We start from the raw sequence: 15448 nt of genomic DNA, 5'->3' as shown, positions 1-15448 counted from the left end.
GAATTAGGGTGGCCTTTGATTTTCTGAGCCCCGCAAACACCTGTGGCGAGGGAGCTTGCTCCCGCTGGGCTGCGTAGCAGCCCCCTTCCGGCGGTCGCTGCGCAACCGAGCGGGAGCAAGCTCCCTCGCCACAGTCATCATCTCCTTCAAACATCACCTAACCAGCCGCCAGCTAACCGCTCAGCTTCTGGCATCCAGACCTAACCCTCCGGCCGCAGGATCAATACCGCCAACGGCGGCAAGTTGAGTTCCAGCGACAGGGCCTGGCCATGGCTGGGCACTGCTTCGGTGGAGGCACCACCGCCATTGCCATAGTTGGAACCGGCGTAGGTGTCAGCATCGCTGTTGAGCAATTCGACCCAGCGCCCGCCGAACGGCACGCCGACCCGGTAGGCCTCGCGCGGCACCGGGGTAAAGTTGGCGACCACCAGCACCGGCCGACCCTCCTTGCTCCAGCGCAACCAGGCGTAGACGCTATTGAGCGCATCGTCGCCAATCAACCACTGGAAACCCTGGGGCGCATCATCCTGGTCGTGCAGCGCCGGTTCTTCGCGATACAACCGGTTGAGATCGCTCACCAGTTTCTGCACGCCACGGTGCTCAGGGTATTGCAGCAGGTACCAATCCAACTGCTGGTCGTGGTTCCACTCGCGCCATTGGCCGAACTCACACCCCATGAACAACAGCTTCTTGCCGGGATGGCCCCACATGAAGCTGAGGTAGGCCCTCAGGTTGGCGAATTTCTGCCAGCGGTCACCGGGCATCTTGTCGATCAGCGAGCGTTTGCCATGAACCACTTCGTCATGGGAGATCGGCAGGACGAAGCGCTCGGACCAGGCATACACCAGGCCGAAGCTCAGTTCGTTATGGTGATGGGCGCGGTACACCGGGTCTTGCTGGATGTAGTGCAGCGAATCGTGCATCCAGCCCATGTTCCACTTGTAGGCGAACCCCAGGCCGCCCTGCTGGGTGCTCTGGCTGACGCCCGGCCACGCCGTGGATTCTTCAGCGATGACCAGCGCACCGGGGGTTTCCAGCGCCACCACATCATTGAGGTGCCGCAGGAAATCGATGGCTTCGAGGTTTTCCCGTCCGCCGTGGCGGTTGGGCACCCACTCGCCGGCCTTGCGCGAATAGTCGCGGTACAACATCGAGGCCACGGCATCCACCCGCAGGCCATCGACGTGGAAATGCTTGAGCCAGTGCAGCGCCGACGCCAGCATGAAGCCGTGCACTTCAGTGCGGCCCAGGTTGTAGATCAGCGTGTCCCAATCCTGGTGGAAGCCTTCCAGCGGGTTGCCGTATTCGTACAGCGCAGTGCCGTCGAACTGGGCCAGGCCATGGGTGTCGGTGGGAAAATGCGCCGGTACCCAATCGAGGATGACGCCGATATTGGCCTGGTGGCAGGCGTTGACGAATGCTGCGAAATCGTCCGGCGAGCCGAAGCGTGCCGTCGGCGCGAATTGCGACAGCGGCTGATAGCCCCAGGAACCACCGAACGGGTGCTCCATGATCGGCATCAGCTCGATGTGGGTGAAGCCCAGGTCCTGGACATACGGGATCAGCCGCTCGGCCATTTCATGCCAGTTGTACTGCCGGGCCACCTCCCCTGCCTCGTCGATTTCGCATTGCCAGGAACCGGCGTGCAATTCGTAGATCGACAGCGGCGCACCCGGGAGATGCCGCTCGCGACGGTGCTGCATCCACTCGTCGTCCTGCCACTCGATCTTCAGGGGTGAGGCGACTCTCGAAGCCGTGTCTGGCGGCATCTGCGTGGCCAGGGCCACCGGGTCGGCCTTGAGTGGCAGGATGCCGTGGGCGCCGAGGATTTCATACTTGTAACCTTCGCCGGGACCCAGCCTGGGGATGAATATCTCCCACACGCCGGACGGATAGCGAATGCGCATCGGATGCCGACGCCCGTCCCAGACGTTGAAATCCCCGACCACCGAAACGCGCCGGGCGTTCGGCGCCCAGACCGCGAACCGCACGCCGTCGATGCCATCGACGGTGGTCAGTTGCGCACCGAGGCAGGAACTGAGATCGCGGTGATTGCCCTCGCCAAACAGGTAAAGGTCCATCTCCCCCAGCAACGGACCGAAGCTGTAGGGGTCTTCGGACACCTGCTCGCCGCCGGCCCAACGGGTGCGCAGCAAGTATGGCTGGGCACGGTCGAAATGGCCGACGAACAGCCCCGGGGTTGCGGTGGGTTGCAGTTCCCCCAGTTCTTCGCCGCCATCGCGGGCCAGCACATGCACGCTCAGGGCACCGGGCAGATACGCGCGAATGAATTGGCCGCCGGCGTCGTCGCCATGCGGCCCGAGGATGGCAAACGGGTCGTGGTGTTCGGCGCGCACCAGCGCGTCGATGTCATGGGGCGTCGGCAGCAAGGACTCCTTGGCCTGCCCCTGGGGTTCTTTGTTCGAGACACTCATGATTCTCTCCACTAAATCGGTCCGGCTACGTCGGAAAAGGGTTGCAGCCCACTTAACAACCCGATCAGACCGTGCAACGGCACGGGCAGCCAGGTGGGGCGATTCTCGGCTTCATAGGCCACTTCATAGGCCGCCTTCTCCAGGCCGAACAACGCCAGCGCGGCGTCTTCGCCTTCAGCATCCTTCCACTCATGGGCAAGACTAGCTGCCGCCAGCCGATATGCCTCGACAAATGCCTGGCGAGCCTCTTTCAGATAACGCTCGGCGACCCGTTGCCGCGCCGCATCGGCATCGGCCGTGCTGTCGACAGTGTGCAAGTGAATCGCCATGGCCGCCGCGTAATCGAAGGAGCGCAATACGCCGCTGACGTCCTTGTACGGGCTGTGCTTGCCCCGCCGTTCATGCAATGGCCGCGCCGGCTCACCTTCGAAGTCGATCAGGTAGGCGTCGCCCTTGATCACCAGGACTTGGCCCAGGTGCAGGTCGCCATGGACGCGGATGCGCAAGCCACCCGCGGCCTTGCCAGCCAGTTCCTGGATATGGGCCAGGACGGTTTTCTTGTGTTCCAGCAAGCGTGCGACCATGGCTTGGTCGGCGGGGTTCAATTGGCCCTGGTTCTGCTTGAGCAGGCGCAGGGCGTTTTCCACTTGGGCTGCGACGTCCTTGCCGATGGCCTGGGCTTCCTTGGCGTTGGTGGCCTGGGGTTCGAAGTCGGGATCGTCGGTGGCCTGGGCCAGTACCTGGTGCATTTCCCCCAGGCGCTGGCCGAGCATGCCGGCAAAATCCTTCAACTCGCCCAAGGCGTTGTAATGCTGCTCCTGCTCGGACACCGCGTCCGCCAGCTCATCGCGCAGGGCGCGTTCCAGGTTGTTCTGGGTCCATTCCCAAGCGTCGCCCTGATTGCTCAAGTAGCCTTGGGCGATCATCAGCAGCGCATCCTCACCCTGGGCGTCGCGGCGAACCACCGAACCCAGCAGCGGTGAAATGTTGCTGAAACCGGCAGCGGTCAGGTAAGCGCTCATTTCCAGTTCCGGGTGCACACCCGAGGCGACCTTGCGAATCAGCTTGAGCACCAGGCTACCGCCCACCACCACCGAACTGTTGGACTGTTCGGCGGACAGGTAACGCACCTCTGGCTCATCCCCGAGGTTCAGCGCGGCCAAGCCTTCGGTGGGTTCGAAGCGCAACTCACCTTCGGTGCACGGCAGTACCGTGGCGGCCTGCATGCTTTGCAGCACGGCGCGCACGAAGCTTTCCAGGCTGAAGGCATCGGTGATCAAGCCCACCTGACGCACCCGACGTACCCGCGACAACGCCAGTTGCTGCGGCAACGCCGCACCGACCTGGTCTTCGGCGAGCAGACCGAACGGCAGCTGATAACGCAGGGTCTGGCCGCCACTGGTGACATCGATTTCACTGAGCAGCACGGGGTGCTGCGGATCGCCGAAGCGCACGCCATAGACAATCTCGACCTTCTCGATCGCACTGTCCTTGCCGGCGAACCAGCGCCGGTTCTGCAGCCAGCTCGGCAGGATGGTTTGCTCCAGCGTGGTGCGCGATGGCGCTTCGAGCAATTCTTCCAGGCGTTTTTTCAGCACCAGGGTGGTGAAATCCGGCAGGCTCTGGGCCGGTTCCACGTGCCAGCTCGGCATCTGGTTCTCGGTTGCCAGGACGAACCAATAGAAGCCGTACGGCGCCAGGGTCAGCAGGAAGTTCAACTGGCCGATGGGGGGAAAGGCATTGCCGCCGAGCATCTCCACCGGGACCATGCCGGCGTAGGTCGACAGGTCCAGTTCGGCGGCCTGGGCGCTGCGGGACACGTTGGCCACGCAGAGGATGATTTCGTGCTTGCCGTCGGGCCCGGTGTATTCGCGGGTATAGGCCAGGATCCGGCGGTTGCTCGGCGAGAGCATCTTCAAGGTGCCGCGACCAAAGGCCTTGGACTGCTTGCGCACCGTCAGCATGCGGCGCGTCCAGTTGAGCAGCGAGTGTGGGTCGCCGGCCTGGGTCTCGACGTTGACCGACTGGTAGCCGTACTGCGGGTCCATGATCGGCGGCAGCACCAGGCTGGCCGGGTCGGCGCGGGAGAAGCCGCCGTTGCGGTCGATGGACCACTGCATCGGCGTACGCACGCCATCGCGGTCGCCCAGGTAGATGTTGTCGCCCATGCCGATTTCATCGCCGTAGTACAGCGTTGGCGTGCCAGGCATCGACAGCAGCAGGCTGTTGAGCAGCTCGACGCGACGACGGTCGCGTTCCACCAACGGCGCCAGGCGCCGACGAATGCCCAGGTTGATACGCGCCCGACGGTCGGCGGCGTAGTAGTTCCACAGGTAGTCACGCTCCTTGTCGGTGACCATCTCCAGGGTCAACTCATCGTGGTTGCGCAGGAAAATCGCCCACTGGCAATTGGCGGGGATCTCTGGGGTCTGGCGCAGGATGTCGGTGATCGGGAAGCGATCTTCCTGGGCCAGCGCCATGTACATGCGCGGCATCAGCGGGAAGTGGAAGGCCATGTGGCATTCGTCACCGTTCATCCCCTGGGCATCGACATCACCGAAGTACAACTGGGTGTCTTCCGGCCACTGGTTGGCTTCGGCCAGCAACATGCGGTCGGGGTAGTTGGCGTCGATCTCGGCGCGGATCAGCTTCAGGACGTCATGGGTCTCGGGCAGGTTTTCGTTGTTGGTGCCGTCGCGCTCGATCAGGTACGGGATGGCGTCCAGGCGCAGGCCGTCGATGCCCATGTCCAGCCAGTAGCGCATCACCGACAACACCGCCTTGAGGACCTGCGGGTTATCGAAGTTGAGGTCGGGCTGGTGAGAGTAGAAGCGGTGCCAGAAGTACTGGCCCGCCACCGGGTCCCAGGTCCAGTTGGACTTCTCGGTGTCGAGGAAAATGATCCGCGTGCCGTCGTACTTGTGGTCGTCATCGGACCAGACGTAGAAGTCCCGCGCCTTCGAACCTGGCTTGGCCTTGCGCGCGCGCTGGAACCAGGGATGCTGGTCCGAGGTGTGGTTGATGACCAGCTCGGTGATCACCCGCAGGTTGCGCTTGTGGGCTTCGGCAATGAACCGCCGCGCATCGGCCATGGTGCCGTAGTCGGGGCTGACGCCACGGTATTCGGCAATGTCATAACCGTCGTCGCGCCGGGGCGAAGGATAAAATGGCAGCAGCCAGATGGTGTTGACGCCCAAGTCGGCGATGTAGTCGAGCTTTTCGATCAGGCCGGGAAAGTCACCGATCCCGTCGTTATTGGAGTCGAAATAGGATTTTACGTGGACCTGGTAAATCACCGCGTCCTTGTACCAGAGCGGATCTTTGATGAAGGTGGCAGACCGGGGTTTCTTCGCCATTTGCAACTCCTGATGAATTCAATAAAGCCGCGGGAGACAGGCTTGTGAGGTCTTGTTATGCGACGAGAGCTTTTTGTGGCGAGGGGATTTATAAATCCCCTCGCCACAACAGCCCTCATTCAATCCCACAGCATCACGCCACGCTGATCCGCCAAATCCCGAACGGCTGGTACGCCGGGTCAATCCGCATGAACTGATACTTGCCGTACCAGGTCCAGCGATGTCCGTTCATCAGATCCTCGCCCTGGGTCTGGGCGTCGTCGGGCAGGCCCATCTCCCACAGCGGCAATTCGAAACTGGCTTCCTGCGGGTTGTGCGGATCGAGGCTCACCGCCACCAGGATGAAATTGCTGCCGTCGGCGGTGCGCTTGCCGAAATAGAGAATGTTGTCGTTCCAGGCGTTGTAGATCTTCAGGCCCAGGTGGGTATGCAACGCCGGGTTCTGCCGGCGGATGCGGTTGAGCTGGGCGATCTCGGCAATGATGTTGCCCGGCGCGGTGAAGTCGCGAGGACGGATCTCGTATTTCTCCGAATCGAGGTATTCCTCCTTGCCCGGTACCGGTGCCGATTCGCACAACTCGAAGCCCGAATACATGCCCCACAGGCCCGAGCCCATGGTTGCCAGGGCGGCGCGGATCAAAAACCCGGCGCGCCCCGACTCATGGAGAAAGGCCGGGTTGATGTCTGGCGTGTTGACGAAAAAATTCGGCCGGTAGCATTCACGCCACGGCGATTCGTTGAGCTCGGCTAAGTAGGTCGCCAGCTCCGCCTTGGTGTTGCGCCAGGTGAAATAGGTGTAGCTCTGGGAGTAACCGACCTTGCCCAGCCGCGCCATCATGGCCGGCGTGGTGAACGCTTCAGCCAGGAAGATCACTTCAGGGTATTGGGCCCGGACATCGGCGATCAGCCATTGCCAGAACGGCAGCGGCTTGGTGTGCGGGTTGTCGACGCGGAATATCTTCACGCCTTCCTCGACCCAGCCCACCACGACGTCCCGCAGTTCCGTCCACAAGCTGGGAATCGCATCGGCCGCGTAGAAATCAACGTTGACGATGTCCTGGTATTTCTTCGGCGGGTTTTCCGCATATTTGATCGTGCCGTCCGGCCGCCAGCTGAACCAGCCTGGGTGCTGCTTGAGCCAGGGATGGTCTTGGGAACACTGGATCGCGAAGTCCAGGGCGATCTCCAGGCCGTGGTCGGCGGCCGCCGCCACCAGGCGCCGGAAGTCCTCGCGGCTACCCAATTGCGGGTGAATGGCCTCGTGCCCGCCCTCCTCGCCGCCGATGGCATACGGGCTGCCCGGATCGTCGGGACCGGCGGTGAGGGAATTGTTCGGGCCTTTGCGGAAACTGCGACCGATGGGGTGGATCGGCGGGAAGTACAGCACGTCGAAGCCCATGTCCTGGATCACCGCCAGGCGCGAGTGCACGTCGTTGAACGTGCCATGGCGCTGGGGATCGTCGGTGATCGAGCGGGGAAACAGCTCATACCAGCTGGCAAACTCGGACAGCTTGCGCTCCACATCCAGCGGGTACTCGGGGCTGATGCTCAAGTACGGACGATGATCGGCCAGGGACATCAGATCGGCACTGCGCGGTGCCAGGAACAGCGCCACCTGCTCGGTCGGCAACAGGCCGGAAAGCTCATGATGCAAGGCCGCCAGTTGCTCGCTCAGTTCACCGGTGCTGCGCTCGACGGCCATCTGCACTTGATTGCGGCCTTCCTGCAGCTCCAGGCTGATCGGCACCCCTGCACCGAATTTCTTCTCCAGCTCATAGCGAAAACTGGCGAACTGATCGATCCAGGCCTCGATACAAAACACATAACGGCCTTGCTCCGGCACGGTGAACTGGCCGCGCCAGCCGTTGTTGCCCAGGTCACTCATGACCTCGCTGTTCCACACTTCGTCCTGCAGCGCACGCCAGCGAATGCGCACGGCCAGCTTGTCGTGGCCATCGGCGAAGACCTTGCTGGTCACTGTCACGTCCTGCCCAGCCACGGCCTTGGCGGCAAATTGTCCACCGTCAATCACCGGCATGGTGCTTTCAATAGCAATACGCGGCAACAGCAAGGCTTGAGACAGCGGCAAATGCGGGTTGTAGGCCAGTTCAGTCGGGTGTTCGGCAGTCATCGAGCATCGCTCCTTTTACGCCCCATGGACGCGCTTGTGGCGGTAAAGGCCCAACGGGTCCCTGAAAAAACTCACTTAAACTCCGAACCGAAGCAACGACTAAAAGTTCAGAGGGATTTGCCCGATGCATCCGGGGGATCAAAGCCGGTACAAGGTGGTCAACAACAATAAGCACGACTCAAGCCATGTGCGTCACGGAGACCCGTCCCGATGAATATTCCCATCCCGGCCGAAACACCCGATCCGAACATCGATGACCCCAACTTGCCGCCGCCCGGTCCTGACCCGGAACCGATTCCCGAGAAAGACCCGCCACTGGACCCACAACCGCCGCTGGGTGACCCGCCGAGCGAGGCGCCGCCGGAGCGGGTTTGATTCAATGATTTGGAGCTAATCCCTGTGGGAGCGAGCTTGCTCGCGATAGCGGACTGTCAATCAGCATAGTGGCTGGCTGATCCTCCGCCATCGCGAGCAAGCTCGCTCCCACATGTCTTATTCAGGATGGCTTGTCGTCCTTCTCCAGCGCCCGAACAATCACCGGCATCACACTGAAGATCGCCAGGGCCAGCACCGTGCTGAGTACCGCTGTGGCTTCCCGGCCCAACCCAGCGGCGACGCCAATGGCGGCGGTCATCCAGAGGCCCGCAGCGGTGGTCAGGCCCTTGACGTGACCTTCGTCGCCGTCGGTGTTTTTCAGGATGGTGCCGGCGCCGAGGAAACCGATGCCGGCAACCACGCCTTGTATCACCCGGCTCATGGCGTCGGCCTGGGACCCGGACATCTGTGGCACCAAGACGAACAACGCCGCCCCCAAGGCCACGAGCATGTGGGTTCGCACGCCGGCAGCCTTGCCCTTGTGTTCGCGCTCGAAACCCAGGATGCCGCCGAGCAGCGCGGCCATGAGCAGGCGCACCGTGACCCGGGTCATCTGCTGGGCATCGGTGATGTCGGCGAATTCCGCCTGCAGGGTTACCCAGACTTCATGCCACCAGGCGTCCATGGAAGGTCCTCTTTTTCAGTCGATAAACGATTGACCGCAAGCGGCGCCAGAGGTGCGCCTGACCGCTGATCAGCCGCAACGAACCCTGGCTTGGCCGCGCGACCTAACGTTCATAACCCCTGAAGGAGCAACACCATGACTGTTCGTATCGATGACAACCAAACCTGCCACTTCGAAACCCCCAACGGCACCGAACAGCGCCCCGCCAGCGAGCTGACCATCATCACCGACTCGGACAAGGCCATGTCAGCCGTGGAGCTCAATGGCGACCGGGTCTACATCACCGAGGCCGAGGCCGATGCACTGACCGTGGCCGGCGCAATCGACGGGCGCAAGCACCTGAAGGCCAGCGAACCCGACTCGGCGATCTGAACTTATCTGCCAGAGCAATGCAGCCCCTGTGGCGAGGGAGCTTGCTCCCGCTGGGCTGCGAAGCAGCCCCAACACATCGCAACCGGTGTATCAGGACGACCGCGTCGAGATTCTTTAGGGTCGCTTCGCAACCCAGCGGGAGCAAGCTCCCTCGCCACAAGGTGTTGTTCGCCCAACTGCAGGTGCGTCAGCCATAAGGTGTTGTTCGTCCATCCGTGGGTGCATCAAAGTGTCGCAGGGCCTGGGCTTCGCGGCATCTGATCCGGTTTTTATCGAAACACCTGAGTCTGTTATGCAAACAGTTCCATGGTCATAGTGCGCCGGCCAGATAGAGGCTGATGAGCGACCGACCATGAGCGATAGAATCCCCGTCCAGTTGATACAGACGTTCGAACCTGCGCCAACGAAGATAAAGGCCAGGACCACCGACAACCTGATCCACACCCGCAGCTTCACCGGTTTGTTCCGCACCTTGCGCATCAGCGGTGCGGGGGTTCTGTTCCTGCTGTTCTTCGGCACAGTGTGGTTGAACTGGGGTGGTCGCCAAGCGGTGCTCTGGGACCTTTCTGAAAGCAAATTCCACATCTTTGGCGCGACCTTCTGGCCCCAGGATTTCATCCTGCTGTCGGCGCTGCTGATCATCGCCGCCTTCGGCCTGTTCGCGATCACCGTGTTTGCCGGCCGCGTGTGGTGCGGCTACACCTGCCCGCAGAGTTCCTGGACCTGGATCTTCATGTGGTGCGAGAAAATCACCGAAGGCGAACGCAACCAGCGCATCAAACTGCAGGCCGCGCCCTGGGGACTCAATAAACTCTTGCGCCGCAGCGCCAAGCACACGCTGTGGCTGGCCATCAGCCTGCTCACCGGCCTGACGTTCGTGGGGTATTTCACGCCGATCCGCCCCTTGGCCGAGGAACTGTTGACCCTGCAAATGGCCGGTGTGAGCTTGTTCTGGGTGCTCTTCTTTACCGCAGCCACCTACCTCAACGCCGGCTGGCTGCGTGAAGCGGTGTGCATGCATATGTGCCCCTATGCACGCTTTCAGAGCGTGATGTTCGACAAGGACACGCTGACCATTTCCTACGACACGGCCCGCGGTGAAATCCGCGGCCCACGCAAACGCGAGGCAAACCCGGCCAATATTGGCCTGGGCGACTGCATCGACTGCCAGATGTGCGTGCAGGTCTGCCCCACCGGCATCGACATCCGCGACGGCCTGCAGATGGAATGCATCGGTTGCGCGGCCTGCATCGATGCCTGCGACTCGATCATGGACAAGATGGGCTACGCCCGTGGCCTGATCAAATACACCTCCGAACATCAGTTGCAGGGCGGCAAGACTCACCTGCTGCGACCTCGGCTGATCGGCTATACCGCCGTGCTGCTGGTGATGATCGGCGCGCTGGTCGTGGCGCTGATGCAGCGGCCCATGGTGTCGCTGGACGTCAGCAAGGACCGTGGTTTGTTCCGCGAAAACAGCGCGGGCCAGATCGAAAACATCTACAGCCTGAAAATCATCAACAAGACCCAGCAGCGTCAGGATTATCACCTGTCCCTGGTGGACGGCGACGGCTTCATCCTGCAAGGCAAGACCCAACTGAGCCTGGCCCCGGGGGAAATCGTCGACGTGCCGGTGTCGGTGGCGATGCTCAGCGAACGGCCCGGCAAAGGCTCCCAGGAAATGACCTTCAAGGTCGCCGACCGTGACGAGCCGGGCATCTACAGCGTTGCCAAAAGCCGTTTTGTCGCACCGATGAACCGATGAAGCTTTAAGATGCCGGGCGCCTGTGGGAGCGAGCTTGCTCGCGATAGCGGTGGGTCAGTTTGCATCAATGTTGGATGTGCCACCGTTATCGCGAGCAAGCTCGCTCCCACAGTCAGTTCACAAGTTCACTGGGCCCCACCATGAAACGCTACGAGAAATTTGCCGACGACATCGCCGAACTGATCCGCTCGGGCGTGTTGGGGCCCGGCCAGCGCGTGCCGTCAGTACGCTACGCCAGCCAGACCTACGGTGTCAGCCCGTCCACGGTGTTCCAGGCCTATTACCTGCTGGAGCGACGCGGCATGATCCGGGCCCGGCCGCGTTCCGGCTACTTCGTCAACACCCATGCACCGAGCCCGTTTTCCGAGCCTGCGATCAGCAGCCAGGTACACGAGTCCACCGAAGTCGACGTCAGTGAGCTGGTATTTTCGGTCCTCGACTCGATCAAGGACCCAGCCACCGTGCCGTTCGGCTCGGCATTCCCCAGCCCGATGCTGTTCCCGCTGCAACGGCTGTCCCGTTCGCTGTCCAGCGCATCACGGGACATGGACCCGCGAATGGTGGTCACGGACATGTCGCCGGGCAATCCACAGTTGCGGCGACAGATCGCCCTGCGCTACATGGTCGGCGGGTTGATGCTGCCCATGGAGGAACTGCTGGTCACCAACGGTGCCCTGGAAGCCTTGAACCTGTGCCTGCAAGCCGTGACTGAGCCCGGCGACCTGGTGGCGATCGAAGCGCCGGCGTTCTACGCCAGCCTGCAAGTGTTGGAGCGCCTGAAGCTCAAGGCCGTGGAAATTCCCGTCCACCCGCGCGACGGCATCGACCTGGACGTGCTGGCGCAGACACTGGAGCGTCATCCGATCAAGGCCTGCTGGTGCATGACCAGCTTCCAGAACCCCATGGGCGCGACCATGCCCGAGGAGCGCAAACAGGCGCTGGTGGAGTTGCTGCGCCGCCATCAGGTGCCGCTGATCGAGGACGACGTGTACGCCGAACTCTATTACGGCCAGCAGGCCCCCAAGCCCGCCAAGGCGTTCGACACCGAAGGCTTGGTGATGCATTGCGGTTCGTTCGCCAAGAGCCTGGCACCGGGTTATCGCATCGGCTGGGTCGCCGCCGGGCGCTACGCGCAGAAGATCGAACGGCTCAAGCTCATGACCTCGTTGTGCGCCTCGATGCCGGCCCAGGCCGCCATCGCCGACTACCTGCAACACGGCGGCTACGACCGTCACCTGCGCAAACTGCGCTATGCCCTGGAAGAACAGCAAAACGCGATGCTCGCTGCCATCGCCCGCTATTTCCCCGCCCAGACCCGGGTCAGCCAGCCGGCGGGCGGCTACTTCCTGTGGCTGGAACTGCCGGAGCAGATGGATTCGCTGAAATTGTTCCAGATGGCCCTGGCCCAGGGCATCAGCATCGCGCCGGGACCGATCTTTTCACCGACCCGGCGCTTCAGGAATTGCATCCGGTTGAATTACGGCAGCCCGTGGACCGAGGCCTCGGAAAAGGCCATGGAGACGTTGGGGCGGATTATTCGTTCGTTCTGATATCGGGTTGTCCGTCAGACCACCATCGCGAGCAAGCTCGCTCCCACATTGGATCTGCTGTGTATCCAAGATATTTGACTCACCGCCTATCAATCTGTGGGAGCGAGCTTGCTCGCGATGGCGCCAGAAAAGACACCCCAAGACTCAGCGCCCGCCCCCCAAATCCACAAACGTCCCGGTCGCATACGAAGCCTTGTCTGACAACAGCCAGATAATCGCTTCAGCCACTTCATCCGGGCGACCGCCCCGGGCCATGGGGATCGCTGATTCCAGCTTGCTGACCCGATCAGGGTCGCCGCTCAGGGCATGGAAATCGGTGTAGATGTAGCCGGGGCGCACCGCGTTGACGCGAATGCCTTCGCCGGCCACTTCCTTGGACAGGCCGATGGTGAAGGTGTCCAGCGCGCCCTTGGAGGCCGCGTAATCGACGTATTCTCCCGGGGCGCCCAAGCGCGCGGCCACCGACGAGACGTTGACGATGCTGCCGCCCTGCCCGCCGTGCCTGGGCGACATGCGCAGCACCGCGTGCTTGGCGCAAAGAATCGGCCCCAGCACGTTGGTCTTCATGATCTTGAGGATGCGAAATTCCGACATTTCATCGAGCCGGGACTTGTGGGCGACCGTGCCGGCGTTGTTTACCAGGGCGGTGACACGGCCCAGCTCGGCATCCACCCGGTTGAACAGGCCGATCACTTCGTCTTCGATGCTCACGTCGGCCCGCACGGCAATCGCCTGCGCGCCCTTGGCCCGGACCTGTTCGAGCACCTCCTGAGCGGCACTTTCGTCGGACTGGTAATTGATGCAGATCCGATAACCCAGCTCGGCCGCCAACAGCGCCGTGGCCGCCCCGATTCCGCGGCCGCCACCGGTAATGACGATGACTTTATCCACGTTTGCTTCCCCCATTCCACGGATAGACGTCCGGCCCAAGAATAGCGTTCACGTCACGCTTTGCACAAACCGCTGCGCTTACCGGGCCAGGGCGCGTAGATCCAGGCGTCCGTCCAACAGCGGCGGGCACCAGTAATAGCCGCCGGTGACTGGCCGGCTCATGCGATACAGGCCATCGGTGATGCCGTCTTCCAGGCCACTCATGCGGCGCAGTTGCGCCTCGAAGGCATCGAGGGAGAAACCGAACGCCAGGAACATCAGCCCTGCACGGTCGCCTTCGATCCACGGCATGGAACGACGCACCACAAACGCCTCTGGGGCGAAGCTTTCCTGGGCAGTGCGCTTGACGTGGGCCGATGCCGGCGCGTCGTCGAGTTCTTCGTTGTCGCTCAGGCGACGGCCCATGATGTTGTCGCGCTCATGGGGTTGCATCGCCGCGAAGCCATCCAGGTCGTGCTGCCATTGCTGGATCGCGGCGAAGCTGCCACCACGCACCCCATCGGCGCCCTGGGCCAATGCGGCGGCGATGGCCGCTTCGTCGTGAGGGTTTTCGGTGCCGTCTTCGTAGCCGGTCAGGTCATGGCCGGTCATATGACGGAAGGTTTCGTTCATCTGCACCAGGCGCAGCGCCGGGGCCAGCGCCGCCTCGATGGCGCGACTGCGGTGCATCAGCTCGCCGCGATCTTCGCCGTGCAGCCAGCACCACAGCGCGTGCTGGGTCGAGGGGTTGTCCACGCCCACGCCGGCCAACGCAGGAAAGGCGCGCAGGCCTTCGATCTGGGCGCCCAGCGCCTGGACCAGTGACTCACCCAAGCCGACCACGGCCCGCCCATCGACCAGCAACAGGAGTTTGTCTAGCGCAGCCGGCAATGCCTCGACCGATTCCAGGGCAAAAAACAAATGACGGGCCTGAGGCGGAACAGGGGTGGCGAGAATGCCGGGCTGGTAGTAACTCATGTGAACTCCTCTAGAAAGAGCCGCGAGTTTACCCGGCGGCTGCCGCTTTGTGTGGTTTGGCTTGAGGTCCGCTCGCGTCGGATTGTCGGGCAGCCAAAAACCCCCTAGATTGACCATCCCTCAAGGAAGGCCAACGAGAGCGCTGCACCATGCACATTGCCAGATCGATACTCGCCGGGACTTTTTTCCTGGTGTGCGGGACGCCCACAGCTTTTGCCCAGGAACGCATTGAAGACACGGTCAATGCCGTCATCCAACCCTTGATGAAACAACAGGACATCGCGGGTATGGCGGTAGCGATTACGCATAACGGCCAACGTCTGTTTTTCAATTATGGCGTCGCCGCCAAGGACACGAAAAAACCGGTCACCGACCAGACCCTCTTCGAAATCGGCTCGGTCAGCAAGACCTTCACCGCCACCCTCGGCGCCTATGCCCAGGCCCAGGGCAAGCTGTCCCTGGCGGACCCGGCCAGTCGCTTCGCCCCCGAGCTGCGTGACAGCGCGTTGGGGGGCATCAGCCTGCTCAACCTCGCCACCTATACCGCCGGTGGCCTGCCGTTGCAGTTTCCCGCCGAGGCGGACCATCCCGACCGCATGTTCAGTTATTACACGACCTGGAAGCCGCTCTACCCGGCCGGCACCCAGCGGCTCTATTCAAACCCGAGCATCGGCCTGTTCGGCTATCTGGCGGCCCGCAGCCTGGGGCGGCCGTTCGACGAGGTGATGGAGCGCACGCTGATGCCAGGGCTGGGCCTCAAACACAGCTATGTGCAGGTGCCGCAGGATCAGGTGGGCCGATACGCCCAAGGCTATGCAAAAGACGGCAAGCCCGTGCGGGTCGGACCGGGAGCCTTGGATTCCGAGGCTTACGGGGTCAAAACCAGCTCATCGGACCTGATTCGCTTTCTTGAGGCCAACTTGCGAGCTGAAACACTGGCCGCGGATCTGAAGCAAGCGATCGCTGCGACGCAAACAGGTTTATACAGGGT

General features: G+C 62.4%; 11 protein-coding genes. 5 read left to right on the top strand and 6 right to left on the bottom strand.

Features of this window, described 5'->3' with window-relative positions; translation table 11 throughout:
* Window positions 1–200: 200 nt before the first annotated feature.
* The 3 genes from glgB to LQ215_RS27755 form a co-directional block, all read right to left on the bottom strand.
* Window positions 201–2435, bottom strand: coding sequence for a 1,4-alpha-glucan branching protein GlgB (gene glgB / locus LQ215_RS27765; protein ID WP_230153481.1), 2235 nt, complete (start codon window positions 2433–2435; stop codon window positions 201–203).
* Window positions 2436–2446: 11 nt separating this feature from the next.
* Window positions 2447–5791: a maltose alpha-D-glucosyltransferase gene (gene treS / locus LQ215_RS27760; RefSeq protein WP_230153480.1), complete on the bottom strand. Its 3345-nt coding sequence runs from the start codon at window positions 5789–5791 to the stop codon at window positions 2447–2449.
* 133 nt (window positions 5792–5924) lie between these two features.
* The gene (locus LQ215_RS27755; RefSeq protein ID WP_230153479.1) at window positions 5925–7922 is read right to left on the bottom strand and encodes an alpha-1,4-glucan--maltose-1-phosphate maltosyltransferase; all 1998 of its coding nucleotides are present in this window, start codon (window positions 7920–7922) and stop codon (window positions 5925–5927) included.
* 210 nt (window positions 7923–8132) lie between these two features.
* Between LQ215_RS27755 and LQ215_RS27750 the strand changes: the two genes are divergently transcribed.
* Complete coding sequence (locus LQ215_RS27750) at window positions 8133–8297, top strand: hypothetical protein (RefSeq protein ID WP_230153478.1); 165 nt, start codon at window positions 8133–8135, stop codon at window positions 8295–8297.
* A gap of 121 nt (window positions 8298–8418) precedes the next feature.
* Here LQ215_RS27750 and LQ215_RS27745 read toward each other — a convergent pair whose 3' ends face one another.
* Window positions 8419–8922 carry an MgtC/SapB family protein gene (locus LQ215_RS27745; protein ID WP_230153477.1) on the bottom strand — a complete coding sequence of 168 codons (504 nt, stop codon included), beginning with the start codon at window positions 8920–8922 and terminating at the stop codon, window positions 8419–8421.
* Between the two features lie 135 nt (window positions 8923–9057).
* Between LQ215_RS27745 and LQ215_RS27740 the strand changes: the two genes are divergently transcribed.
* From LQ215_RS27740 to mapR, 3 genes are all read left to right on the top strand, one after another.
* Window positions 9058–9294: a DUF3203 family protein gene (locus LQ215_RS27740; protein ID WP_230153476.1), complete on the top strand. Its 237-nt coding sequence runs from the start codon at window positions 9058–9060 to the stop codon at window positions 9292–9294.
* 352 nt (window positions 9295–9646) lie between these two features.
* The gene (gene ccoG, locus LQ215_RS27735) at window positions 9647–11059 is read left to right on the top strand and encodes a cytochrome c oxidase accessory protein CcoG (RefSeq protein WP_230153475.1); all 1413 of its coding nucleotides are present in this window, start codon (window positions 9647–9649) and stop codon (window positions 11057–11059) included.
* Window positions 11060–11199: 140 nt separating this feature from the next.
* Window positions 11200–12609 (top strand): GntR family transcriptional regulator MpaR, encoded by a 1410-nt coding sequence (mapR, locus tag LQ215_RS27730; RefSeq protein ID WP_230153474.1) that lies wholly within the window; start codon window positions 11200–11202, stop codon window positions 12607–12609.
* A 144-nt stretch (window positions 12610–12753) separates the two neighbouring features.
* On the opposite strand, the gene LQ215_RS27725 is transcribed toward mapR, so the two are convergent.
* Complete coding sequence (locus LQ215_RS27725; protein ID WP_230153473.1) at window positions 12754–13500, bottom strand: SDR family oxidoreductase; 747 nt, start codon at window positions 13498–13500, stop codon at window positions 12754–12756.
* Between the two features lie 78 nt (window positions 13501–13578).
* Window positions 13579–14457: a Dyp-type peroxidase gene (locus LQ215_RS27720; protein WP_230153472.1), complete on the bottom strand. Its 879-nt coding sequence runs from the start codon at window positions 14455–14457 to the stop codon at window positions 13579–13581.
* A gap of 149 nt (window positions 14458–14606) precedes the next feature.
* Here LQ215_RS27720 and LQ215_RS27715 point away from each other — a divergent pair.
* A partial coding sequence (locus LQ215_RS27715) for a beta-lactamase (RefSeq protein WP_230153471.1) occupies window positions 14607–15448 on the top strand: 842 nt, incomplete at its 3' end.

Origin of the sequence: Pseudomonas brassicacearum, from assembly GCF_918698105.1 — a bacterium.
In the GTDB taxonomy this organism is placed as follows: Bacteria; Pseudomonadota; Gammaproteobacteria; order Pseudomonadales; family Pseudomonadaceae; genus Aquipseudomonas; species Aquipseudomonas brassicacearum_F.
The sequence above is the reverse complement of the archived record's forward strand: the minus strand, read 5'-3'. Positions and strand labels throughout refer to the sequence as shown.